19 protein-coding genes and 1 pseudogene are annotated in these 21,143 nt (G+C 73.0%); 9 read left to right on the top strand and 11 right to left on the bottom strand.

Translation table 11 applies throughout. The features are described 5' to 3' along the window. The 4 genes and pseudogenes from BI06_RS52980 to BI06_RS37130 all read left to right on the top strand — a co-directional run. Window positions 1-267 (top strand): annotated as a pseudogene (locus tag BI06_RS52980) (hypothetical protein); the annotation flags it as partial. A 122-nt stretch (window positions 268-389) separates the two neighbouring features. After that, entirely contained in the window at window positions 390-698 is a 309-nt protein-coding gene (locus BI06_RS37140; RefSeq protein WP_030392992.1) for a GNAT family N-acetyltransferase, read from the top strand. Further along, window positions 695-1,180: an OsmC family protein gene (locus BI06_RS37135; protein ID WP_199523417.1), complete on the top strand. Its 486-nt coding sequence runs from the start codon at window positions 695-697 to the stop codon at window positions 1,178-1,180. The genes BI06_RS37140 and BI06_RS37135 overlap by 4 nt, the downstream gene beginning before the upstream one ends. After that, the gene (locus tag BI06_RS37130) at window positions 1,173-2,135 is read left to right on the top strand and encodes a pirin family protein (protein WP_043475708.1); all 963 of its coding nucleotides are present in this window, start codon (window positions 1,173-1,175) and stop codon (window positions 2,133-2,135) included. The genes BI06_RS37135 and BI06_RS37130 overlap by 8 nt, the downstream gene beginning before the upstream one ends. Before the next feature lie 621 nt (window positions 2,136-2,756). Here the strand turns inward: BI06_RS37130 and BI06_RS37125 are convergent. From BI06_RS37125 to BI06_RS37080, 10 genes are all read right to left on the bottom strand, one after another. After that, window positions 2,757-3,197, bottom strand: a complete 441-nt coding sequence (locus BI06_RS37125; RefSeq protein ID WP_369826353.1) for a GNAT family N-acetyltransferase — start codon at window positions 3,195-3,197, stop codon at window positions 2,757-2,759. Between the two features lie 208 nt (window positions 3,198-3,405). Beyond that, window positions 3,406-3,927: a TerD family protein gene (locus BI06_RS37120; RefSeq protein WP_043475707.1), complete on the bottom strand. Its 522-nt coding sequence runs from the start codon at window positions 3,925-3,927 to the stop codon at window positions 3,406-3,408. 333 nt (window positions 3,928-4,260) lie between these two features. After that, window positions 4,261-5,295 (bottom strand): hypothetical protein, encoded by a 1,035-nt coding sequence (locus tag BI06_RS37115; protein WP_051742722.1) that lies wholly within the window; start codon window positions 5,293-5,295, stop codon window positions 4,261-4,263. A gap of 519 nt (window positions 5,296-5,814) precedes the next feature. Then, complete coding sequence (locus BI06_RS37110) at window positions 5,815-6,363, bottom strand: pyridoxamine 5'-phosphate oxidase family protein (RefSeq protein WP_051742721.1); 549 nt, start codon at window positions 6,361-6,363, stop codon at window positions 5,815-5,817. 5 nt (window positions 6,364-6,368) lie between these two features. Next, a complete protein-coding gene (locus BI06_RS37105) occupies window positions 6,369-6,728 on the bottom strand; it encodes a hypothetical protein (RefSeq protein WP_043475705.1) in 360 nt (119 codons plus the stop codon). A gap of 33 nt (window positions 6,729-6,761) precedes the next feature. Next, window positions 6,762-7,949, bottom strand: a complete 1,188-nt coding sequence (locus BI06_RS37100) for a hypothetical protein (RefSeq protein WP_043475703.1) — start codon at window positions 7,947-7,949, stop codon at window positions 6,762-6,764. Then, window positions 7,946-8,713, bottom strand: a complete 768-nt coding sequence (locus BI06_RS37095; RefSeq protein WP_051742720.1) for a class I SAM-dependent methyltransferase — start codon at window positions 8,711-8,713, stop codon at window positions 7,946-7,948. The genes BI06_RS37100 and BI06_RS37095 overlap by 4 nt, the downstream gene beginning before the upstream one ends. Before the next feature lie 438 nt (window positions 8,714-9,151). Next, window positions 9,152-10,912 carry an ABC transporter ATP-binding protein gene (locus tag BI06_RS37090; RefSeq protein WP_043475701.1) on the bottom strand — a complete coding sequence of 587 codons (1,761 nt, stop codon included), beginning with the start codon at window positions 10,910-10,912 and terminating at the stop codon, window positions 9,152-9,154. After that, window positions 10,909-12,693 carry an ABC transporter ATP-binding protein gene (locus tag BI06_RS37085; RefSeq protein ID WP_233290446.1) on the bottom strand — a complete coding sequence of 595 codons (1,785 nt, stop codon included), beginning with the start codon at window positions 12,691-12,693 and terminating at the stop codon, window positions 10,909-10,911. The genes BI06_RS37090 and BI06_RS37085 overlap by 4 nt, the downstream gene beginning before the upstream one ends. 233 nt (window positions 12,694-12,926) lie before the next feature. Beyond that, the gene (locus tag BI06_RS37080; RefSeq protein WP_043475697.1) at window positions 12,927-14,117 is read right to left on the bottom strand and encodes a lipase; all 1,191 of its coding nucleotides are present in this window, start codon (window positions 14,115-14,117) and stop codon (window positions 12,927-12,929) included. 167 nt (window positions 14,118-14,284) lie between these two features. Here BI06_RS37080 and BI06_RS37075 point away from each other — a divergent pair, with 167 nt between their 5' ends. The 5 genes from BI06_RS37075 (at window position 14,285) to BI06_RS37055 (ending at window position 19,752) form a co-directional block, all read left to right on the top strand. After that, on the top strand, window positions 14,285-15,448 hold the full coding sequence (locus BI06_RS37075) for a sensor histidine kinase (protein ID WP_051742719.1): 1,164 nt from the start codon (window positions 14,285-14,287) through the stop codon (window positions 15,446-15,448). Beyond that, window positions 15,445-16,134 (top strand): response regulator transcription factor, encoded by a 690-nt coding sequence (locus BI06_RS37070; protein ID WP_043475695.1) that lies wholly within the window; start codon window positions 15,445-15,447, stop codon window positions 16,132-16,134. Before BI06_RS37075 ends, BI06_RS37070 begins: the two co-directional genes overlap by 4 nt. A 216-nt stretch (window positions 16,135-16,350) precedes the next feature. Next, window positions 16,351-17,637 (top strand): phytase, encoded by a 1,287-nt coding sequence (locus tag BI06_RS37065; RefSeq protein ID WP_043475693.1) that lies wholly within the window; start codon window positions 16,351-16,353, stop codon window positions 17,635-17,637. A gap of 181 nt (window positions 17,638-17,818) precedes the next feature. After that, a complete protein-coding gene (locus tag BI06_RS37060; RefSeq protein ID WP_233290445.1) occupies window positions 17,819-18,277 on the top strand; it encodes a MarR family winged helix-turn-helix transcriptional regulator in 459 nt (152 codons plus the stop codon). A 26-nt stretch (window positions 18,278-18,303) separates the two neighbouring features. Next, window positions 18,304-19,752 (top strand): MFS transporter, encoded by a 1,449-nt coding sequence (locus BI06_RS37055; protein WP_043476297.1) that lies wholly within the window; start codon window positions 18,304-18,306, stop codon window positions 19,750-19,752. A gap of 34 nt (window positions 19,753-19,786) precedes the next feature. On the opposite strand, the gene BI06_RS37050 is transcribed toward BI06_RS37055, so the two are convergent. After that, window positions 19,787-20,929: an MFS transporter gene (locus BI06_RS37050; RefSeq protein WP_051742718.1), complete on the bottom strand. Its 1,143-nt coding sequence runs from the start codon at window positions 20,927-20,929 to the stop codon at window positions 19,787-19,789. Window positions 20,930-21,143: the final 214 nt, after the last annotated feature.

Below are 21,143 nucleotides of genomic sequence, written 5' to 3'. Positions count from 1 at the left end.
GCGCCCGCCGCCCCGGCCGTTCCCGCGCCCCCTGTCGCACCCGCGCCCCCTGCCCCACCTGCGCCGCCCGCGCCCGCACCCCCCAAGGCGCCTCCGACGGCTCCCAAGCCGCCCGCCGACCCCGACGACGGGGTCGACCCGGGCCAGTGGACGGTGCCGCCCCGCCCGGCCCCGACCCTGCCGCCGCGCCCGGTCTCCTGCCTGCCCGGCCAGGTGGCGTCCTGGGACGGCTGCCACCCGCTGCCCCCGCCGGTCACCCTCTCCTGAGCTCCGCCCCGGGCCTGCCCCGGGCGCCGACCGCCGGATTCCCCTCCGGCGGTCCTTGATCGACTGATAGTTGAATGCTAAATTAACTCCGACGCCAGGGCCCGATCCCCGAGGAGTACGCCATGACGACGACCACCGTCGCCGACAACCCCGAGAAGTCCCGCTACGAGATCACCGCCGACGGTGAACTCGCCGGATTCGCCGAGTACTTCCGCCACGACGACGAGATCGCCTTCATCCACACCGAGATCGACCCGCGCTTCGGCGGCCAGGGCCTCGGCGGCATCCTCGCCCGCGCCGTGCTCGACGACGCCCGCGCCCGCGAGCTCGCCGTCCTGCCCTACTGCCCCTTCATCCGGGGCTGGCTGACCAAGCACCCGGACTACCACGACCTCGTCCCGGCCGCCCAGCACGAGCGGTTCGGCCTGTGACCGCCGAGGCCACCGGGGCGGCCCCGGACGCCGAACCCGTGGACGCCGAACCCGTCTTCGTCCGCTCCGCCGCCGCCGTCGCGACCAGCACCGACGACGACTACCGCGTCGACATCCGCTCCGGCCGCCACCGGCTCGCCGCCGACGAGCCCGAATCGGCCGGCGGCGCCGACACCGCCACCACCCCGGTCGGCCTGCTGCTCTCCGCCCTCGGCTCCTGCACCGCGATCACCCTGCGGATGTACGCCCAGCGCAAGCAGTGGCCGCTGACCACCGTGCGCGTCCACCTCGGCTACGAGAAGGGCCCCGAGAAGGCCGTCCGCATCACCCGCCGGATCGACCTGATCGGCGACCTCGACGAGGCCCAGCGCGCCCGCCTGCTCGACATCGCCGACCGGACCCCCGTCACCCGGGCCGTCTCCGCCGGCACCCCCATCGTCCCGGCCGCCCCGCGCGCCGCCAACGGAGCCCACCATGCCTGACGCCGACACCCCCGACCCCTCCGTCCGCGGCGGCCGCGCCGAAACCCCGGGCGGCCCCGTCCACGAACTCCTCGCCCCGCGCGAGGCCTCCCTCGGCGGCAGCACCGTGGTCCGCCGCCTGCTCCCCAACCTGGGGCGCCGGATGGTCGGCGCCTGGGCGTTCGTCGACCACTACGGTCCGGACGACATCGCGGACGAGCCGGGCATGCAGGTGCCCCCGCACCCGCACATGGGCCTCCAGACCGTGAGCTGGCTGCACGCGGGCGAGGTGCTGCACCGCGACAGCCTCGGCAGCCTGACGACCGTGCGCCCCCGCGAACTGGGCCTGATGACCTCCGGCCGGGCGATCTCCCACTCCGAGGAGTCCCCCCGCCCCCACGCCCCCCTCCTGCACGGCGCCCAACTGTGGGTCGCCCTCCCCGACGCCCACCGCCACCGCGAACCCGCCTTCGAGCACCACGCCGACCTGCCCACCGTCACCGCCCCCGGCCTGCACGCCACCGTCATCCTCGGCACCCTCGACGGCGCCACCTCCCCGGGCACCACCCACACCCCCATCGTCGGCGCCGACCTCACCCTCGCCGCCGCCACCGACCTCCACCTCCCGCTGGACCCCGACTTCGAGTACGCCGTCCTCACCATGTCCGGCCGCACCACCGTCGACGGCGTCCCCCTCGACCCCGGCGCCATGCTCTACCTCGGCACCGGCCGCCGCACCCTCCCCCTCCACGCCGACAGCGACGCCACGCTCCTCCTCCTCGGCGGCGAACCCTTCGAGGAGAAGCTCGTCATGTGGTGGAACTTCATCGGCCGATCCGGTGAGGAGATCCTCCAGGCCCGCAACGACTGGGAAGCCGGCACCCGGTTCGGCGAGGTCCACGGCTACGACGGCGCCCGCCTCCACGCCCCGGCCCTCCCCGACATCCCTCTGAAGGCGCGTGGACGGGTGCGCTGACCTGCGAAGATGCTTCGAACGAAGCATCTGTTCCGGTCACTGTCGACTGGACTGTTCCGGCGCCGGAAGGGGCATCGGAAGGGCCGTCGCAGGGCGAGTTCCGCGTCCCGTGCCTGCCTCCTCGGGAGACAGGCACGGAATGCATTGATTCTCAGGTCTACGCGCGTTTCGCAAGGTCTGCCCGTACTGATGCTGACTTCTTGCTGACTTTTCTGACTGATCGTCAGAGGCGGATTGGCCTGGTCGGTCGCCGCTTGACCGAGCCGACGTTGCCGTGTTTCGGACTGCATCACGATCATCTTGCTGCTCGAAGGCCTGCGTCGTTGTGGCAGAAGCGACGCACAGCGCCCTGAGGGGCGCGTGCTGCAGCGGGATCACCGTGGATCGGGCGGTGCTCGGAGAGTCCTTGTCGCGCAATGTCATGCGGGCCGGCCACGTCGATCACCATCCTGGCGTCGCCCCTGTCGGCAGCAGAGGTCCGGTGCGCGCCTCTCACGCTCGGCGGTGCGGATCCGTTCGTGTGCGCGGTGGGTCGGGGCTGGCGTGTGCGGGTGGAGGGGGCGGTGGCGGCGAGCTGTTGTCGAATCCTGTGGATGACCGGACAGCCCGATGCCCGGTGGATCAAGCGAGCGGCTTGCGGTAGCGGACGTACTCGTTCTGTCGCCCGAATCCCACGCTCTCGTAGAGGTCGTAGGACCGGTGCGGGTTTGCCGTGCCCGTGAACAGCCGGGCGGTCGTTGCGCCCTGCTCGCGAAGGCTCCGCAGCCCGTCGAGCAGCAGGGCCCGGCCGATTCCGAGGCGTTGCCGGTCCGTCCGGACACTCAGCTCTTCCACCTCGCCCACGGTGCGGTCGTGGCGGCGGATGGAGCAGAGGGCGACGCCGACCATGTCCTGCCCGATCCAGGCAGCCCTCCAGCATGTCGGGTCGGCGTTGTCGAGAAGGTGTTGTCGCCGGCGGTGCCAATGTCCCGGACCTGGGCGGGGGAGGGGATGACGGCGCGCTTGGGGTCGCGAAGGTGTGGACGGGCGACTCACCGGGAGCGCCGGGTTCTTCGATTTCATGATCACTGAACCGGAGGGGATGCCGGACCACCGCTGGAAGGCACGGCGCGGGGGAGGCGTGAGCGCCTGGCCGGTCGGCCCGGTCGGCCCGGTCGGCCCGGTCGGCCCGGTCGGCCCGGTTGCCCGTGGTCCTGTGCCGGGGGTGGAGCCGGGGGTGTCACGGGCACACAGGCCGTCGTTCGGATTCGGGCCACCGGGCGAAGCCCTGTCAGGTTCCCATGATCCTCGCGAAGGTCGCCGGATCGGCGTCGAAGCCGTGGACGCCGGGCCGAAACGCCCAGACCCCCGAGCTGTTCCGGACGAACTCCGCAACCCTCGCGGCCGTAGCCCCGTCGACGCCGACGAAGTCCACTGACGCCAACTCGTCGCGCCCGTTCCGGATCCTGGCCACGGGGTTCGCTATGTCTCCGAACGCCAGCCGGCCGGCGTTCTGCTGGATGGCGACGCCCACGACCACCCGGGGGTAGCGGTCTGCCAGGCGGTCGAGTTCCAGGACCAGGCGCTCGTCGACGCCGAGGCCCTTGCCGTCGCGGCTGTCCCTGGTGAGTGTGATCGTGCCGTCGGGAGCGCGGCTGTCGAAGTGGACCAGGTAGGCCGGGGTGCCGGACGGGGCGTCGGTGGCGTACGTCGCGGCGACGAGGTCCAGATCGTGACCCGCCGAACCTGCGGGGCTCGGATCCCACGACAGGTCCACTTCGATCCGTTCCAGACCCTTGTTGAGACTGCTCACCGGACTCTCCCTCCGTCGTCGTACCGACCCGGAATGATGTCATCGCGGACCGACTCGTTGCCGGTCAACGATAGGGCACTAACATGTTATTGACCTGAAATCAGATCTGTCCGCCCGGAAGAAGCTGCCCGCCCGCCCCCACCACCCTCAGCGGCGGGCCCGGTCCAACGCTTTCGGGTGAAACCGGGTGAAACATGTCGCGATCGTGGAATCCGCCCATGAGTACAGGTTCACGAGCCCGAGGGCCCGGGCGTACGGCCGGCAGCGGGATCCGGCAGCACGCGCTCGCCGCACCCCGCCGACATCCCGGTACGGCAGGCAGTGGGGGTGGGGTCACGCTCCGTCGAGGGGGAGGAGGTCGGGGTAGACGTCCTGCCAGCGGTAGCGGCGGCAGTGCAGGTGCCAGTAGGCGTAGCCGGTCATGTACCTTTCGAGGTAAGGGCGTTGCTCCTCGCTGGCGAGGCCTGTGATCCGGCGGTGGGCGGCCAGGCCGCCGTCGAGGGTGCGGCGGTAGGCGGTGAGGTAGGGGATCTCCTCGCGCACCGCCTGCCGGTATACCCGGCTGACGGCGAAGTCCGCGCCGTGCACGGCCTCCTTGTAGCAGGACAGCACGTCGTTGACATCGTTGAGGAACGCGACGCACGAGCTCATCGCCGCCGCCCAGAACGCCCGGTCCCGGTGGGCGGCCAGGCAGGGGTCGGTGAACTGCAGTGTGGCGAACCAGAATTGGGAGAACCCGTTGAAGACGCGGACGTAGTCGCTGTCCAAGTCGTCGGACGCCTCCGGATCGAACTCCGCCTCCATCAGCACGCCGACGAGCGCGTTGTGGAAGAAGGTCTTGAAGACGGCGAGGAAGGTCGGCTCGCAGAACGGCGCGATCTCGCGGAACATGTGTTGGACGTAACGGGTGTTCGGCGAGGCCGGGAGCGCCTCGGGCAGCAGGCCGGCGCGCAGCATGGCCGCCGCCTCGTCCGGGTCGTGGCAGCAGACGTCGTCGGCGTTGGTGGAGAACACCCAGATGCGGTCGACGGCGAGGGCCAGTGCGTCGTCGGCGATCGGCACCATCAGGGCGCGCATCTGCGTGATGTTGCGGACCGTGGCGGCCGGGAGGTCGACGCCGAAGGCCGCCAGTTCGGCGGTGAGCAGGTCGGCGTCGGCGGCGGCCCGGGCGAGGTCGGCCGTCGGCGCGGTGAAGGAATCGGTGCGGGCGATCATCTGCTCGACCAGGCCGGAGGCCAGGACGGTCGCGATCATCGCGCGGTGGCGCGGATCGGGGATCGCGTCGAGGCCGCGCCGTGCGGTGTGGCGCAGGGTGTCGACGCCGGGTGGTCGAGGATGCCGGAGCAGGGGGCGGCCGGTCGGGTCCACGCAGTGTCCTCGCTGTTCGTCGAAGGCCGTGGGGCCGAGGGGTGAGCGCGTCCGCCCCGGGATCCCGGACGACGGTTCCGGGGATCCGTCCCGTGACTACCCACGCTCCGTGTTCGAACAAACCGGGAACCGCAGCGCCTTCGGCCTGGTCCACCCGTCGACCGCGGGTGCACCGGGCCCGTCACACGGCGCTGAACAGGTGGGTGGTCAGCCGGGCCGCCGCCGGAACGGGGCCGACGACGATGCCGGCCAGGATCCGGGGTGGTGCCGTGGCGGTGGTGGAGGGCGACGGCCCTGCGCACCTCGGCGGGATCGCCGGAACCGACGGACGCGGCGTCACCGCCGTGCAGGTGCGGGTCGACGAAACCGGGTAGGACGTACGCCTTCCCCAGGTCGTGGACGTCGGCGGCGGCCGGGGCTTCACCGGTGCCGACCCCGGTGATCGTGGGCCGGAGAAGGTGACCCGCCCCGGCTCCAGGACTTCGTGCGGGGTGACGACGCGTGCGTTCGTCAGCGTGGTCACGGCCGGGCCGGGCGGGCCGGGCGGGCGAGTTCGGCGAGGTCGACCTCCACGCGGGTGTCGTGCTTGTCGGTCAGCCAGCGGTCGATGTCCAGCAGCCACCACCGGTGCACGCGCACCACGTAGAAGCGGCGCGGCCCGTCGCCGGTGAAGTCCGACTCCGGGAGGAGCCAGGCCGCGCGGACCTCCGGATCGGGGTGGTTCAGCTCGTAGTACACCTGCCGGTGCCACGGGACCTCGGACGCCGGCACGGCCTCGCAGTGCCCGGTGAACTGGGCGCCGTCCAGGCCGAATCCGGGGGTGCCGAGCAGGTGGACCGAACCGGCGATGCCGGGCCGCGCCTCGATGTTGCGGGAGTGCCGGGCGCGGTGGAGGGAGTAGTAGAGCAGCCGGAGCGGGTCCCGGAGGGCGACGAAGTTCACGGTGGAGGCCCAGGGGCCGTCCTCGCCGAAGGTGGCGAGGGTGGTGAAGCGACCGTGGTCCAGGAGGTGGGTGCTGCGTGCGACGTGGTCGGCGTACTCGGAGCCGGAGCCGGAGCCCGTGGTCACGGCGGTCACCTCGGCGGCGGGGCGCGGTGGAGGCCCATCGCGACGGGCGGGTCGTTGAGCAGGGCGGCCTCGGCGAGGCGCCACCAGTGGGTCTGCTCGGTACGGCGCTTCTCCCAGGCGGTGTCCTTGCTGCGGGCGGAGACCTGGCGGCGGTAGGTGCCCCAGGCGGCCTCGTCGGCGAAGGTGACGAGGTGTTCGAGGGCGTGGACGTGGGTGCCGACGGTCCGCAGGTGCCAGCTCGTGGCGAGCACGGTGTCGAGTCCTTCGTAGAACCACTTCTCGCGTTCGGCGGCCCAGGTCCAGAACCCGGCCGGGTCCGCTTCTGCGGCCTCGGTCAGTTCGAGCCGGTAGTGGAGGTGGAGCATGAGCGTTTCCTTCCCTGGATCACGGTTCTCGGGTCAGGGCAGCGGTGAGTCCCAGCAGGCCCACTCCGGCCCCATGGCCAGCGGGTGGGTCCGAGCCAGTTCCCGCCAGCGCCCGGCGGCGGTGATGTTGTGCTCGCGCTGACGGGCGGGTGTGCAGACGGCGCCGCGCAGCGGCAGCACCACGGCGGCGAGGGGGGTGAGCCGGGCACCGCGGCGCACCTTGACGTCCCACGCGGAGATCGCCGTCCGGTAGCGCCGGAAGCCGCACTCGGCGGCGTAGTCGAGGGGCGCGTGGTACGTCAGCAGGAAGTACTCGTTCGTGGGAGCGGTACGGGTGTAGTCGTAGCCGAAGTAGCGGGCGTACAGCTGGTCCCCGTGCTCGTAGCAGACGGTCGCGGCCACCAGGTCGGGGCCGCGCAGGCCCAGGAACGCCACGGCGTCGTCGAGCAGGCCGGTGGCACGCTGGGCGTTCAGGGCGTCGAGCACCGCCTGCGGACCGCCGGAACTGCCGTGGCGGGCCCGGTTCTGGGCGATCAGGTACGCGATGCGGCCGACGATGTCCTCGGTGAGCCGGCTGATCTTGACGACCGTTCCGGTGCGCTGGAAGGCGCGCATCTCGCTTCTGCGCCGGGTCCGGCTGTGCTGGTCCGTGCGGGCCGACAGCTCTCCGGCGCCGCCCGGCGGGACGGGCAGGTAGGTGTCGGCGGAGTGCAGCAGCGCGCGGGCCCGGGGGTGGGCCGCCGCCAGCTCCAGGGCGTCCTGGCCGGCGAGGTAGGCCATCACCACTCCGTCGTCGCCCCGGTCGGAGGCGAGGTCCAGCGCCCGGCCCAGGAGGGCCCTCAGGACCGGGCGCCGCTGCGGTCCCCGGACGCACAGCAACTCGTTGCGGACCGAGCGCCGGGTGCCGAGCCAGAGCTGCCTGTCAGCGCCGCCGCCACCGTCGGCGGCCAGGTCGGGCAGGATGCCGGGCAGCGAGAACATCTCGTCGTCGCCGCCCTCGCCCGGCCAGGTCGGCAGCACGCCGAGCAGGTCTCCGGACGCGGAGGCGGTGACGACCGGGTCCCCGCCGGAGGCGAGGTGGGTGGAGCGCACCCAGCGGTGGCTGCCGTAGAAGTTGTCGGCGCCGACCAGGCGGTCCCAGGCGGCGGAGTCGACGCCGTGGGCGTCGGGGTGGACACGGGTGCCGATCGCCACCGCGGTCGGCGCGCGGAGCACGTTCACGGCGCGGCCGCACCCTTCACGGCCGGCGCGGCGGCACCCTTCACGCAGGTGATCAGCGAGGCGTGCGGCGAGCGCAGGTACGGCCCCCAGAAGCTCTTGCCGTGCTCACGCATCCCCTGCTCCGAGACCTGGAACGGGGGCCAGCCGATGTCGGTGAAGCCCGCCTCGGCCAGCGCGCCCTCCAACGCCTCCCGGCTCCAGTACCGGGCCGTGATCGTCTCCTGGTACGGGCCGAACTCCAACTCCAGGGTCACCTTCGAGGCGTCGAACCGCGGCTCGGCGTCGAACAGCCGCAGCCCGTAGCGCTCGTAGTACTCGCGCCTGCCGTCGTAGTCGGGGTTGACCGGCAGGGTGACGAACCTGCCGCCGGGCCTCAGCGCCCGCGCCGCCAGCCCGCACAGTTCCACGAGTTCCGCGTACTGCTCGGCGTAGGGGAGGACGTAGACGCCGAGCACGGCGTCGAAGGTCCCCTCCAGGGCTGGGGGCAGGGTGTGGACGTACTCGATGCCCCGGTGGCCGGCGGGCTCCTGCGCCCTCGCGTAGGAGAGCATGCCCTCCGAGACGTCCTGCCCCACCACCAGTTCGGCCCCCTGCGCCTTCAGCAGGCGCGAGTAGAGGCCGGTACCGCATCCGAGGTCCAGGACGCGTTCGCCCCGGACGCGCCCCAGGGCCGCCAGTACGCTGTGGGATTCGAGGTCCTTCCGCCACGGCAGGGCGAACATGTCCTCGTACATCTGCGCCAGGCCGTCGAATTGACTGCTCATGTCGCCTCATTTGTTTCTTGGTCCGTGCTGTTGGTCGGGCATGCCGCGGCGGGGGCCGGTGGACAGCTGTTGTCCCTGGCCCGGGCCGGGCCGAACGCATGGGGGCCGCCACGAAATGACGGCACTGGAAAGATCTGTCGAGGAGAGTCCGTGGGCGGGGCTCGATCCGTCACCGCCGGGCTGGTGCGACTCTCGCGGTAGAGGGTATTCCCGCACTGGCGAAAATCGCCAGACCTGAAACCCGGGTATTTATCATTCATACAATAAGCATGGAATGTCCCATGAGGTCACTTCCGGAACTCCGGCCACACCGGTGCTGTCCCGTCCCGACCGTTTCCCCGGAACCGGGGACGGCTGCCCTCCGCACGACGCGGCCGACCGGATCACGCGGACCACCCTCACCGGCGGCAATGGCGGACGGGGGAACCCCGGCGGGACTCAGCTCTCGCCGTTCCACGACCGCCACAGCTCCGCGTACGGTCCGCCCGCGCCGACCAACTCGTCGTGGGTGCCCAGCTCGACGATGCGGCCGGACTCCATGACGGCGATGCGATCGGCGTCGTGCGCGGTCTGCAGCCGGTGGGCGATGGCGATGACGGTGCGGCCCGACCGGACGGCGGCCACGGCCCGCTCCGCCTGCCGGGCCGTCGTCGGGTCGAGCAGCGAGGTGGCCTCGTCCAGGATCAGGGTGTGCGGGTCCGCCAGATGCACCCTGGCCAGGGTGAGCTGCTGTGCCTGGGCGGGCTCCAGTTCGACTCCGCCCGAGCCCAGCGGGGTGTCCAGGCCCGCCGGCAGTTCGGCCACCCAGTCCGCTTCCACCGACCTCAGGGCCGCGAGCACGGCCTCGTCGTCGGCCTCGGGCGCGGCCATGGTCATGTTGTCGCGCAGGGTGCCCATGAACACGTGGTGCTGTTGCGTGAGGAGGACGATGCGGTTGCCCAGTCCGCCCGCCGCGGCTTGGTCGGCGACGGGCACGCCGCCGACCAGCACGTGGCCCGTGTCAGGGACGTCCGCACCGGACAGCAGCTTGCCGAGGGTGGACTTGCCGGCTCCCGACCGGCCGACCACCGCCAGCCGTTCACCGGGACGGACCAGCAGCTCCACGTCCTTGAGGATCTCCTGCCCGGGGACGTAGGAATACCCCACGCCCTTGACCTCGATGACGTCGTCCACCGGGTCCGGCACAGCGGCGCCGGCTGTGTGCGACACCAGCCCGACACCCTTGATGCGGGCGAACGAGGCGCCGCTGCGCTGCAGTTGTTCGACCTGGACGAGCAGCTGGTTGAGCGGGTCGACCAACTGCCACATGTACAGACTGCCCGCCACCACGGCTCCCAGGGGGATCGCGCCGTTGAGGTGGCCGAACCCGCCCACGAGCAGGATGAGCGCCATGGGCAGCGTGTGCGCGAACTCGGTGACCGGGAACAGCACCGTCCGCAGGGCGAGGGTGCGCAGGCCGGCGCGGTAGGCGGTGTCGACGGCCTGGTCGAGGGCGCTGTTCCGCAGTTCGCGCAGCCCGTAGGCCTCGACGGTGCGGGCGCCGTGCGCGGTGGAGTCGAGGATCTCGGAGACCTCGCCGGCGGCCGCTCCCTCCGCGAGGTAGGCGTCGCGGGAGCGCGCGAGGTACCAGCGGCTCACGCCCCACACGATCGGCAGTCCCACGACCGAGCAGAGACCGAGCAGCGGGTCCAGGAGGAAGACCGCGGCGAGGACGAACACGACCTGGACGCCGGAGACGAACATGTCCGGAGCCGCGGTGCGCAGCGTGGTCGCGACGGTCGAGACGTCCAGGGTGGTCCGGGTGACCAGATCACCGGTGCCCACCTCGTCCGCGACCCGCCCCGGCAGCGCGAGGGTGCGCTCGACGACCTCCTCGCGGAGCCCGGCGAGCGCGCGCTCGCCGAAGCGGTGGGAGAGGCCTCGCGCGTAGCGCGACAGCACCAGTCGGGCCGCCGAGCAGCCCAGCACCGCCGCGGCCAGTCCGTCGACGGCGGAGGCGGACAGGTCACCGGACTCGGCCCCGGTCACGATGCGGCCGAGGAGCCAGGGACCGGCCGCGCCGGCGAGCGCGGCGAGGCATGTCAGCAGCAGCATCGCGCAGACGGCGCCCGAGTCGTCCCGCAACAGCTGCCGGCCGGCCCGGCGAACCGTCCTGGCATCGGCGATCGGCAGGCGGGGCGTCCTGCTGGGGCCGCTCATCGGGACTGTCCTTCCACGGGCTGTGCCACGGCGGCCTCGCCGGGGATCCCGGTGCTGCCGCGGAACACCAGTGCCGCGTATCCCGGCTGGTCGGCGAGGAGCTCCCGGTGCGTACCGGCCGCCCGCACCTTTCCGTCGACGAGGTAGGCGACTTCGTCGGCCCGGCCGAGCACGAGCGGCGAGGTGCTGACGACGAGGGTTGTCCGCCCGCGCCGGTGCGCCGCCACCCGGGCGGCGACGGTCGCCTCCGTGTGCGCGTCCAGCGCCGACGTCGGTTCCACGAGCAGGAGCACGGCCGGATCCGCGAGCAGGGCCCGGGTCAGCCGCAGCCGCTGGCGCTGACCTCCCGAGACGTTGCGGGCCTGGTTCTCCAGGCGGGTGTCGAGCCCGTCGGGGAGCGCGTCGACGATGTCCTCCGCTGCGGCGGCGTGCAGCGCCCGCCGGATGTCCTCGTCGGAGCGGTCGGTGCTGCCGGAGACGACGGAACGCAGGTAGCCCGGGAACACATAGGCATCGTTGTCCGCGAGCAGAATGTGCCGCCTGAGAGCCGTGCGGTCCCAGTCGGACAGCTCGAAGTCACCCCAGGAGGCCTCGGAGTCCGTGTAGCCGGCCAGCCGGTCCACCACGGCGCGCGGCTCGTCGGGACGGGCGCCGACCAGGGCCGTCACCTTCCCCGGGGCCACCACCAGGCCCGACGCGGGGTCGCGCAGCGGGCCGGGAGCGGCCGGGGGGTCGAGCCGGGTCCGGTGCCCCCCGGGAGCCGGCGCGAGCGCCAGGATGTCGACCACCCGCCGTGCGGAGACGAGCCCGCGCGGCAGGTCGTCGGCCCCTTCGATCAAGGACGAGACGGGCACCAGCAGAGCGGCGACGTATCCGTAGACCGCCACCAGTTCACCTACGGTGATGGCCCCACTGGCCGCCATCCGCGCGCTGATCCACGTCACCACGGCAAGGAAGACCGTGGGCAGGCACGCGGTGAGTGCCTGGACCCAGCTGGTGATGGCGGCGACGCGGTACCCGAGGGGGACCAGCGCCCGGGAGCGTTCCCGGTACCGCGCGGCGAACAGGGCCTTGCCGCCGATCCCGTTGAGGACGCCCAGGCCGGCCACCATGTCGCCGGCGAGAGAGGTCAGAGCACCCTGGTCCTCGCGGTAGCGGCCTTCGGCGCCGTGCAGCCTGCCCAGCAGCGGGCCGACGGTCAGGGCCAGGGCCGGGACTCCGAGCAGGACCACCACGGCGATGACGGCCGAGATCCGGACCAGCAGGACGGCGGTCGCGGCATAGGCGACGACCGCGCCGACGCCGGGTCCGGTGACGGTCAGGGTCTGGGCGATCCTGCTGATGTCGCCGACGTGGAGGTGTGTGAGCTCACCCGCGGACACCTGTCGCGGCAGCGCCGACCCCAGCCGGGTGACGTGGCGCGTGACGACCTGGACCGTCCGGTAGGCCGCGTCCGCCCGGATGCGCGTCATGGTGCGGTGCCGCAGGATGCCGAGGACCGCCGTCCCGGCCCCGGTGACGACCACGGCTCCGGTCCACAGGAGCAGCATCCCGGTGTCCCGCGCCTCCAGCCCCTCGTCGATCGTCCTCGACAACAGGTACGGCGGAAGCATGAGCGCACACATCCACGTGATGCCCCACAAGGTGCCGAGCAGCACCCGCCGGTACTGACTCGTCGTCAGCCACCACAGGAACCGCAGCGGACTCCGGTGGTCCGGCAGGCCCGGGGACTCGTAGGGAACCCGGCGCGCGCCTTTCGGCAGGTCTGCTCCACGTATCATCTCGGCCGTCCTTGCGTGGGATCGAGGGGCGTCGGCGAACGATCCGGCTGCGGCACCGCATGCGCCGTAGGCAAGAACATGCCACAGGGCCGGAGGCGATTCCGCCGAGAATCCCATCTGCCCTGCTCAGGGCGGATGTTGGCACTCGTGGACGGAAGACACTCGTGGAGGAGGCCACCGGGTCGGCCGGTCCCTCCTCGGCGTCCGGACGGGCGGGACCGGCGCCCAGGCGTTCACCGCGCGTGGTCGACCTCGGGGAAGTCGGGGGAGGGACCGTCGAGCAGCCGCCCCCGGTCGCGGAGGTGGAGGTCGAAGAAGGCTCGCGGGTAGGCGCGTTGGAACGCCTGTGCCCGGTGCCCGGGAATCGTCCCGACGTCTTCCTCCAGATCGGGCGCCGACCGGCCCAGGAGGGGGGCGATCAGCGGCAGGATCAGCACATCGTCGCCGAACGACTGGTGCGCGGCTCCCCGTACGGTCAGATGCAGCCGCCAGCCGCGCAGCCGCGACCAGAACGCGCGCAGGGCGGGGTTGTTCTCCATGCCGCCCTTGCCCGGGGTGTCCACCACCAGGAACGGACGGTCGAGCCCGGCGTCCACCACCGGCCCCGCTGCGCCCCCGTCCAGGCTCGCTCCCGCCGTGATCCGCCCGTCGGCGAACATCGTCGCGGCGGTGGTGGCGCCGCCCAGGGAGTGGCCGAGCATCCCGACCCGCCGCAGGTCGAGCGCCCCGCGCAGGCCTGCGGGCAGCGGGGTGCGGCAGACGCCGGGGTGGCCGCCCGAGCGGAGGACGGCGAGCCGGTCCAGGACGAAGCGGATGTCGGCGGTACGGACCGCGAGGGCCTTGGCGTAGTCGCTGATCCCGCCCAGCGGATTCGTCTCGACGCGTCCACCGGGGAAGGCTACCGCCGCCGCGTCGTAGGTGTGGTCGACGGTGACCACCACGAAACCGTGACTGGCGAGATCCTCCACGATGCCGGTGCCGAACGACCGTGACGCGTCGGCGCCGGGGGAGTAGAGCACGACGGGCAGGGGGCCCGGTGGGCCGCCGACGGGAGCGCCCTCGTGGCCGTGGGTGCCTCCCAGCCGTACCCGGCCGGGAGGCAGGCCGAGGAGGCCCAGGTACCGGTCGGCCGCCGCCGGAGGCATCCAGGGAACAGTGGGGCGGGCCGCGCCGCCGCGGGCGGGGTACCAGATGCTGACCATCAGCTCACGGCAGGGGCGGGAGGGCACCCAGGGGTCCGGCCGCGCGGTGTCGGCCAGGTGCAGCGCGACCGTGCCCAGCGGGTACGGTCCGTTCGGGGCGGGCAGTCGGAACCGCACGGGCTCCTCCTGCCCCGGTCGTGCGACGGCCGCCGGCGCGAACGGACCCGTGATCAGCGCGGCGGCCAATGCGGCGGACGAGGACAGCAGTGTTCTCCGGTTCATGGCTCCACTGTTCCGTCCGACGGGCCCGGCGGCTTCGCGCCCGGGGAGGAACCCGGTGTCAGCCCAGGAGGGTACGACGGGCATCGGCCGCGCGGATGACTCGGCCCGCGGGATGACGTCCTCCGGGCTGACAGGCCCCGGGCCCCCGCTTGGATAGCGTGGCCGGCATGGGCGACGGGGAGTCACGGCCGCTGCTGGCCGGACGTCTGCGGGACGGACAGTGGCTCGGCGTGGACACGGTCGCGGCCGTGCTCCTCGCCCTGGCGTTCGGCGCGAGCGAGACGCTGGGCGGCGGCTGGGGCGCGGGGGCCGCGGCGGCGGTGGTCTGGCTCCCGGTCGCGGTACGGCGCAGACGGCCCGTCCGGGTGCTGTACACGGTCCTGACCGGAGCGGTCCTCGCGATGGCGTTCACCGGATGGGAGGAGTCCTGGCTCCCCGTCGGGGCCGTCCTGTACACGGTGGCGGCGCGGGAACCGCGGCGCCGGTCCGCGACGGCGCTCGGCTGCTCGCTGGGCGCCGTCGCGGCGGCCATGGCCCTCGTACCGCGACCGGTCCCGGCCGCCGGGGTCGCGTCGGGCATCGTCTTCGCGTCCTCGATGACGACCCTGCCCTGGCTGGTGGGCACTGCGGTGGGAGAGCAGCGGTCGTACGCGGAACTCGCCGCCCGGCAGGCCGTGACGGACGAGCGCCTGCGGATCGCCCGCGAGCTCCACGACGTGGTGGCCCACCATCTGACGGTCATCACGGTACGGGCCGAGGTGGCCCGTGCGGTGGCCTCCGCCGACCCGCAGGAGGCCGGGCGGACCCTCGCAGTGGTCGGGACGGCGGGCCGGACGGCGCTCGCCGAGATGCGCCGCATGCTCGGCGTGCTGCGGTCACCCGGCGACGGAGCCGAGCGGGGGTCCGCCCCCGGTCTGGCGGACCTGCCCGCGCTCGCGGACGGCGCGGGCCCGCGCGTGGAGCTGTCCGTCGACCCGCATCCACCGCTCCCCGCGGGGGTGGAACTGGCGGTCTACCGGATCGTTCAGGAAGCCCTCACCAATGTCGTCAGGCACGCGGGATCGGCGGACTGCCGGGTGAGCCTGTCCCGGCCGGGCCCCGGGGCGGTCGAGATCGAGGTCGTCAACGACGCGCCGCCCCGGCTCGCGTCCTGGCTCCCGCCCGGGCTGCCGTCGCAGCTCCCGCCCTGGCGTGCCGGCGGCGGGCACGGACTCGTCGGGATGCGGGAGCGGGCGGCCATGTGCGGCGGGACCCTCTCCGCCGGCCCCCTGGCGACCGGGGGATTCCGGGTGCACGCGCGGCTGCCCTGCGGCTCGGAGGCAGCACGGTGAACCGGCCGGTCCGGGTCCTCATCGCCGACGACCAGGCCCTGTTGCGGACGGGCTTCCGCCTGCTCATCGAGAACGCGCCGGACCTCACCGTCGCAGGCGAGGCCGTCAGCGGCGAGCAGGCCGTCGAACTCGCCCTGCGGCTGCGGCCCGACGTCGTGCTGATGGACATCCGGATGCCGGGCACGGACGGCCTGGAGGCCACCCGGCGCATCTGCGCGGACCCGGATGCCGTCGGCACCCGGGTGCTGGTCCTCACCACGTTCGACCTGGACGAGTACGTGTACGCGGCACTGCGCGGCGGAGCCAGCGGATTCCTCTTGAAGGACATCCTCCCCGCCGACCTGCTGACAGCCCTGCGGGTGGTCGCCGCCGGCGACGCCCTGCTCGCGCCCGCGGTCACCCGCCGTCTGATCCAGGAGTTCGCCGGACGCCACGAGCCGCGCCCACGACTCGCCCGGGAGCTGGCCGGCGTGACCCCGCGGGAACGGGAAGTGCTCCGACTGGTGGCCCGGGGACTGCCCAACCACGCGATCGCCGAGCACCTGGGGCTGAGCGTCGCGACCGTCAAGACCCATGTCCGGCGACTGCTGGCCAAGCTCCACGCCCACGACCGGGCCCAGCTGGTCGTCATCGCCTACGAGACCGGCACGGTCACCGCGGGCGGGAACCTCCCACCCACAGGCTGACGCCTCACCGGCCGGGACGGTGGAACTGAACAGGGGCGGGGTGGGGGTGACGATCGGTCGGGCGGGTCGGGTCGGCAGCAGCGCCCGTCCGGGCATGCCGGTGCCACGAACCCTTCGCGACGCGTTCAGCTATCGGATACCATTTGGCTGCGGGTACGGCAGATGCGTCCGCGAACTTCTTCCTTGTCAGGGCAAACCCCTCATGAAGGAAGAAACATGACGATACGTGCGATCGCTCGTGCTTCGACGCTTGTGCTCTGCACGGCCCTCGCGGCCTCCGTCGTCCTCCCGGCCCAGGCCTCCTCGATCAGCGGCATCCGTCCCAAGGCCGAGACCGCGCCGCTGTTCGACGACGAGGCCGGCGGCAATGCCAACGCGGACGACCCGGCGATCTGGCGCAACGCCGCCGACCCGGGCCGCAGCCTGGTCGTCGCCACCGCCAAGCAGGGTGGCCTGCGGGTCTACGACCTGGACGCCCGCCAGGTGCAGTCGATCCCCGCCCCCGCCGGTCCCGGCGCCGACGACAAGCCCGGCCGCTTCAACAACGTCGACCTGGTGCAGGGCCTGCCGCTGGGCGGCGGCCGCGCCGACGTCGCGGTGGTCAGCGACCGCGGCAACGACCGTCTGCGGATCTACCGCATCGACCGGGACAAGCCCGGCGGCCCGCTCACCGACATCACCGACCCCGGTGTGCGGCCGGTCTTCTCCGCCGACCAGGCCGAGATCAACGAGCAGAAGACCGCCTACGGCCTGGCCACCTGGACCGACCGCAGCACCGGCCGCTCCTACGCGGTGGTCAGCCGGCGCAACCGCACCAGCCTCGCCCTGCTGGAGCTGATCGCCACCCCGAACGGCACGGTGGACTACCGCCAGGTCCGCGCGATCGACCTGCCGTCCTCCTTCCGGCTGCCGAACGGCACCTCCTGGACGCCCTGTGCCGAGCCGGGCGAGCTGCCCCAGGTCGAGGGCATGGTCGTCGACCCCGCGGACGGCACCCTGTACGCGGGGCAGGAGGACGTCGGCATCTGGCGCATCGACGCGGGCCTCACCGGCACGCCGGAACTGATCGACAAGGTGCGCGAGTACGGCGTGCCCGGCACCTACGACGCGCAGACCGAGGAGTGCACTCCGGGCGCCGACCCGGGCTATGGCGGCAAGCGCCTGACGGCCGACGTCGAGGGCCTCACCCTGGTCACCGAGCCGGACGGCGACGGTTACCTCCTCGCCTCCAGTCAGGGCGACAACACCTTCGTCGCCTACGACCGCGAGCGGGACGACGACAACGAGTTCGAGGGCGCCTTCCGCATCACGGCGGCCTCCACCGCCCTCGACGGCTCCGAGGTCTGCGACGGGGCCGCCGCCCTCAACGCCCCCCTCGGCTCGCGCTACCCCCATGGCCTGCTGGTCGTCCAGGACGGCAAGGAGACCCCCGGCGACGGCGACCGCGAGGCGACCGGCTTCAAGTTCGTCGACCTGGGCAAGGTCCTCGACGCCATCGACTGAGGCCGTTGAGTGACGCCGTCGACTGAGGCCGTCGACTGACGGGATCGGCTGACCGGCGACCGATGTCCGAGGCCGGCGCACGGTGCCTCGCCGTGCGCCGGCTGCGCCGAGGCAGGACGTTCACAGCAGCCCCGATCGGGAGATGCATAAAGGATTCATATAAACTCGCTATGCTTTGGGCATGAGTCGCCGAGACGCCGCGCACAGCGCTTCCGATGCCATCGGGTCAGCCCTCTACGGTCTGGCCACCAGGGCCGTGAGACGCCTTCCCCGCGACATGAGCCTGACGTCCGCCGCCACCCTGGCCACCCTGGACAGGACCGGCCCGCGGCGGATCACCGATCTGGCGGCGGCCGAGGGCGTCACCCAGCCCGCGATGACCGTCCTGGTCCGGGTGATGGAGGAATCCGGGCTGGTCGAGCGGAAGGGCGATCCGTCCGACAAACGGGTCACGCTGGTGTGCCTGACCGAGGCCGGCGCCTCGTACGTCCGGACACGACGCCGGGCGGGGGTCGACGCGTACGCGCGGTTGGTCGACGAACTCACCGGCGACGAGGTCGAGGCCCTGACGGCGGCCCTTCCGGCGCTGCTGCACCTGGCGGAGCTCGAAGGCCACGCCCGAGAGGAGTCGGACCGGTGACCGCCGCCCGGGCCCACGGCCGGCCCGTGAGCGCTGCCCCGATACGTTCCGGGACACGTCTGCTGGTCCCCGCCCTGGTGTTCATCGCCCTGGTCGTGGCGGCGGTCGGCAGCCTCGGCACGCCGCTCATCACCAGCGTGGCGACCACGTTCCACGTCTCCCTCGACAGCGCCCAGTGGACGCTCACCATCGCCCTGCTCAGCGGCGCCGTCGCCACACCCGTCCTCGGCCGGCTCGGGGCCGGTCCGCACCGGCGGGCCACGATTCTCACCACGCTGGCGATCGTCGTCGCCGGCAGCGCGCTCACCGTGCTGCCGCTGCCGTTCGCCTGGCTGCTCGTGGGCAGGGCGGCCCAAGGCGTCGGACTCGGCCTCACGGCGCTGATGATGGGCGTGGCCCGCGACCACCTCCCCGAGGAGCGCAGCGCGGCCACGATCGCCCTGATCTCGGTGGTCTCCATCGTCGGAGCCGGCGTCGGCTACCCGCTGGCCGCGCTGCTCGCCGAGTTCGGCGGACTGCGGGCCGCCTACGGCCTCGGCCTGTTCGTCACGGCCGTCGCCCTCGTGACCACGTGGCGCTCCGTGCCGGCGACTCCCGAGGGCCGCTCCGCCCACGTCAACGTGGCCGGTGCGCTCCTCCTGGCGGGCGGACTGCTGCTGGTCCTGTTCCTGGCCGGCGAGCGGAGCCTGTGGAGCCGGCACCTCGCCGTGGCGGTGGCCCTGGCCGTCGCCGCCGTACTCCTGCTCCGCGCCTGGACCGTCTCCGAACTGCGGACCGGGACGCCCCTGGTCGACGTCCGCGCGGTACGGCATCCGGCGGTCGCCGGGGCGAACCTCGCCATGTTCGTCGGCGGGTGCGGCATGTACCTCCTGCTCACGCTCATCACCCGCTACGCGCAGACGCCGAGCAGCGCCGGCTACGGCTTCGGACTGACCACCTTCGTGGCGGGGCTGGTCCTCGTCCCGTTCTCCGTGCTGGGGTTCGTCGCCGGCAGGCTCACGCCGCGGGTCCGGGAACGGGTCGACGGCCCCCTGCTGCTGGCCGGCAGCGCCGCCGTGGTCGGCTGCGGGTTCGTCCTGTTCGCCACCGCCCGGTCCGACCTGGCCGAACTGCTCACGGCCATGGGCGTGCTGGGCTTCGGCGTCGGCTGCTTCTCGGCCGCCGTGCCCGGCGTCATCCTGGCCGTCACCCCCAGGAGTGAGACGTCGAGCGCCATGAGCTTCAACTACGTCGTCCGCAGCGTCGGGTACTCCCTGGGCAGCGCCGTCGGAGGTCTCGTCCTGGCCGTCGGCACCGCCACCGGCCGCCTCTTCCCGGACGACGACGCCTATACGACCGCGGCGCTGGTCGGCGTCGCCGCGATGGCGATCACGACGGCGGTCGCCCTCGCCCTCGCCCGTCGACGCCCACCCGGGCCCGGGACCGGTGCGGTCGGTGTGCGGGGCCCGGGCCGGTCGAGCCGAACCGGAGGCTGAGGACCGAAGCCGGCCGACCGCCCGTGCCCCGCCGTCAGCGGGGGTCGTGGCCCGCCCTGCTGCTCAGTGCGGCGCCGAGCAGCAGGGTTGCGGTGACCGCCGCGAGCGGGACGGTCCAGGAGCCGGTCGCGCCGTGGAGGGCGGCGGCGAGAGCGGGGCCGGTGGCGGCGATGAGGTAGCCGCAGGTCTGGGCCATGGTCGACAGGGCGGCGACGTGGTCGTGGTCGGCGCCCCGGCGGGCGTAGAGCACGCCCGGGAGGGCCTGGCCGGCGCCCAGGCCGATGCCGAGCACGGCCGCCCACAGCGCCGGGAGTCCGCTCGGCGCGAGCATGAGTCCGGTGAACCCGGCGGCGCAGACCAGGACGGTGCCCAGGATGTGCGGGCGCTGGTCGGCGCGGGGCGCGGCGAGGACGGGGGCGAGGAAACCGCCCACGGCCACGCCCAGGATGAGCACCGCCTGGCAGGTTCCGGCGGCGGTCCGGCCGGTGCCGGAGGCGATGAGTACGGAGGGGAGCCAGGCGAGCGCCGTGTAGAACGCGAGGGTCTGGATGCCGAAGAAGGCCGTCAGGCTCCACGCCAGCCCGGTGCGGGCCACGTGCGGACGCGGTACGGCCGCAGCGGCGGCCGTCGGGGGCGCGGGCCGGGGCCGGTGGACCCGGGCCTGCGGTGCGATTCCCGCCGCCGCGAGCACGGCCGGCACGACGGCGATGCCGATCGCGAGCTGCCAGGAGCCGCCGGACGCCTGGGCGACGGGTGCGACCAGGGCCGCGACGATCGCCGAGCCGACGCCCATGGACAGCGCGTAGACGCCCATCATGGTGCCGACGTGCCGGTGGGAGAAGCGGGTCCGGACGAAGACCGGCACCAGCACGTTGATCACCGCGGTGGCGAGGCTGACGACGACGGTGCCGGCGTACAGGCCCGGCATCCCGAGCATGCGCAGGACCGCGCCGGCGACCAGGACGACGCTGGCCCACAGCAGGCCGCGCTCCTCGCCGAGCCGGCGCCGCACCAGCGGGGCGAGCGGCGCGAACAGGCCCATGCACAGCGGCGGCAGCAGGCCCAGTACGGTCACCGCGGCGGAGCCGAAGTGGGCGACCGGGGCGAGCGGCCCGATCTGCCCGAACGCGACCCGGGTGTTCAGGCTCAGCAGCACGAAGCCGACGACGAGCAGCACGCCCGCCGCGGGGGCGGGCGGCGCGGGTGTCCAGGCGGGTGTCCTGGCCGTTGTTCCGGGGGGCGTTCCGGTGGTTGTTCCGGTAGGGGTTCCGGCGGAGGAGGAGACCGGCACGGGACTGTCCTGCCCTTCGAGGTGGACGTTAGGATGCCCTTACCTTTCACGCTCAAGCGCGCTTGAGCGCAAGTCCCGTGCAAATCCCCGGACCCGGTGC

It is taken from the genome of Kitasatospora sp. MBT66, assembly GCF_000710405.2.
GTDB classification, from domain to species: Bacteria; Actinomycetota; Actinomycetes; order Streptomycetales; family Streptomycetaceae; genus Kitasatospora; species Kitasatospora purpeofusca.
This window is presented reverse-complemented; position numbering and strand designations above follow the sequence as displayed.

What these genes read in the sequence shown, in the direction of transcription:
- BI06_RS37140 (WP_030392992.1), top strand. Translation starts at nt 390, where the DNA reads ATGACGACGACCACCGTCGCCGACAACCCCGAGAAGTCCCGCTACGAG.
- BI06_RS37130 (WP_043475708.1), top strand. Translation starts at nt 1,173, where the DNA reads ATGCCTGACGCCGACACCCCCGACCCCTCCGTCCGCGGCGGCCGCGCC.
- BI06_RS37125 (WP_369826353.1), bottom strand. Translation starts at nt 3,197, where the DNA reads ATGAAATCGAAGAACCCGGCGCTCCCGGTGAGTCGCCCGTCCACACCT.
- BI06_RS37105 (WP_043475705.1), bottom strand. Translation starts at nt 6,728, where the DNA reads ATGCTCCACCTCCACTACCGGCTCGAACTGACCGAGGCCGCAGAAGCG.
- BI06_RS37095 (WP_051742720.1), bottom strand. Translation starts at nt 8,713, where the DNA reads ATGAGCAGTCAATTCGACGGCCTGGCGCAGATGTACGAGGACATGTTC.
- BI06_RS37090 (WP_043475701.1), bottom strand. Translation starts at nt 10,912, where the DNA reads ATGAGCGGCCCCAGCAGGACGCCCCGCCTGCCGATCGCCGATGCCAGG.
- BI06_RS37085 (WP_233290446.1), bottom strand. Translation starts at nt 12,693, where the DNA reads ATGATACGTGGAGCAGACCTGCCGAAAGGCGCGCGCCGGGTTCCCTAC.
- BI06_RS37080 (WP_043475697.1), bottom strand. Translation starts at nt 14,117, where the DNA reads ATGAACCGGAGAACACTGCTGTCCTCGTCCGCCGCATTGGCCGCCGCG.
- BI06_RS37075 (WP_051742719.1), top strand. Translation starts at nt 14,285, where the DNA reads ATGGGCGACGGGGAGTCACGGCCGCTGCTGGCCGGACGTCTGCGGGAC.
- BI06_RS37065 (WP_043475693.1), top strand. Translation starts at nt 16,351, where the DNA reads ATGACGATACGTGCGATCGCTCGTGCTTCGACGCTTGTGCTCTGCACG.
- BI06_RS37060 (WP_233290445.1), top strand. Translation starts at nt 17,819, where the DNA reads ATGAGTCGCCGAGACGCCGCGCACAGCGCTTCCGATGCCATCGGGTCA.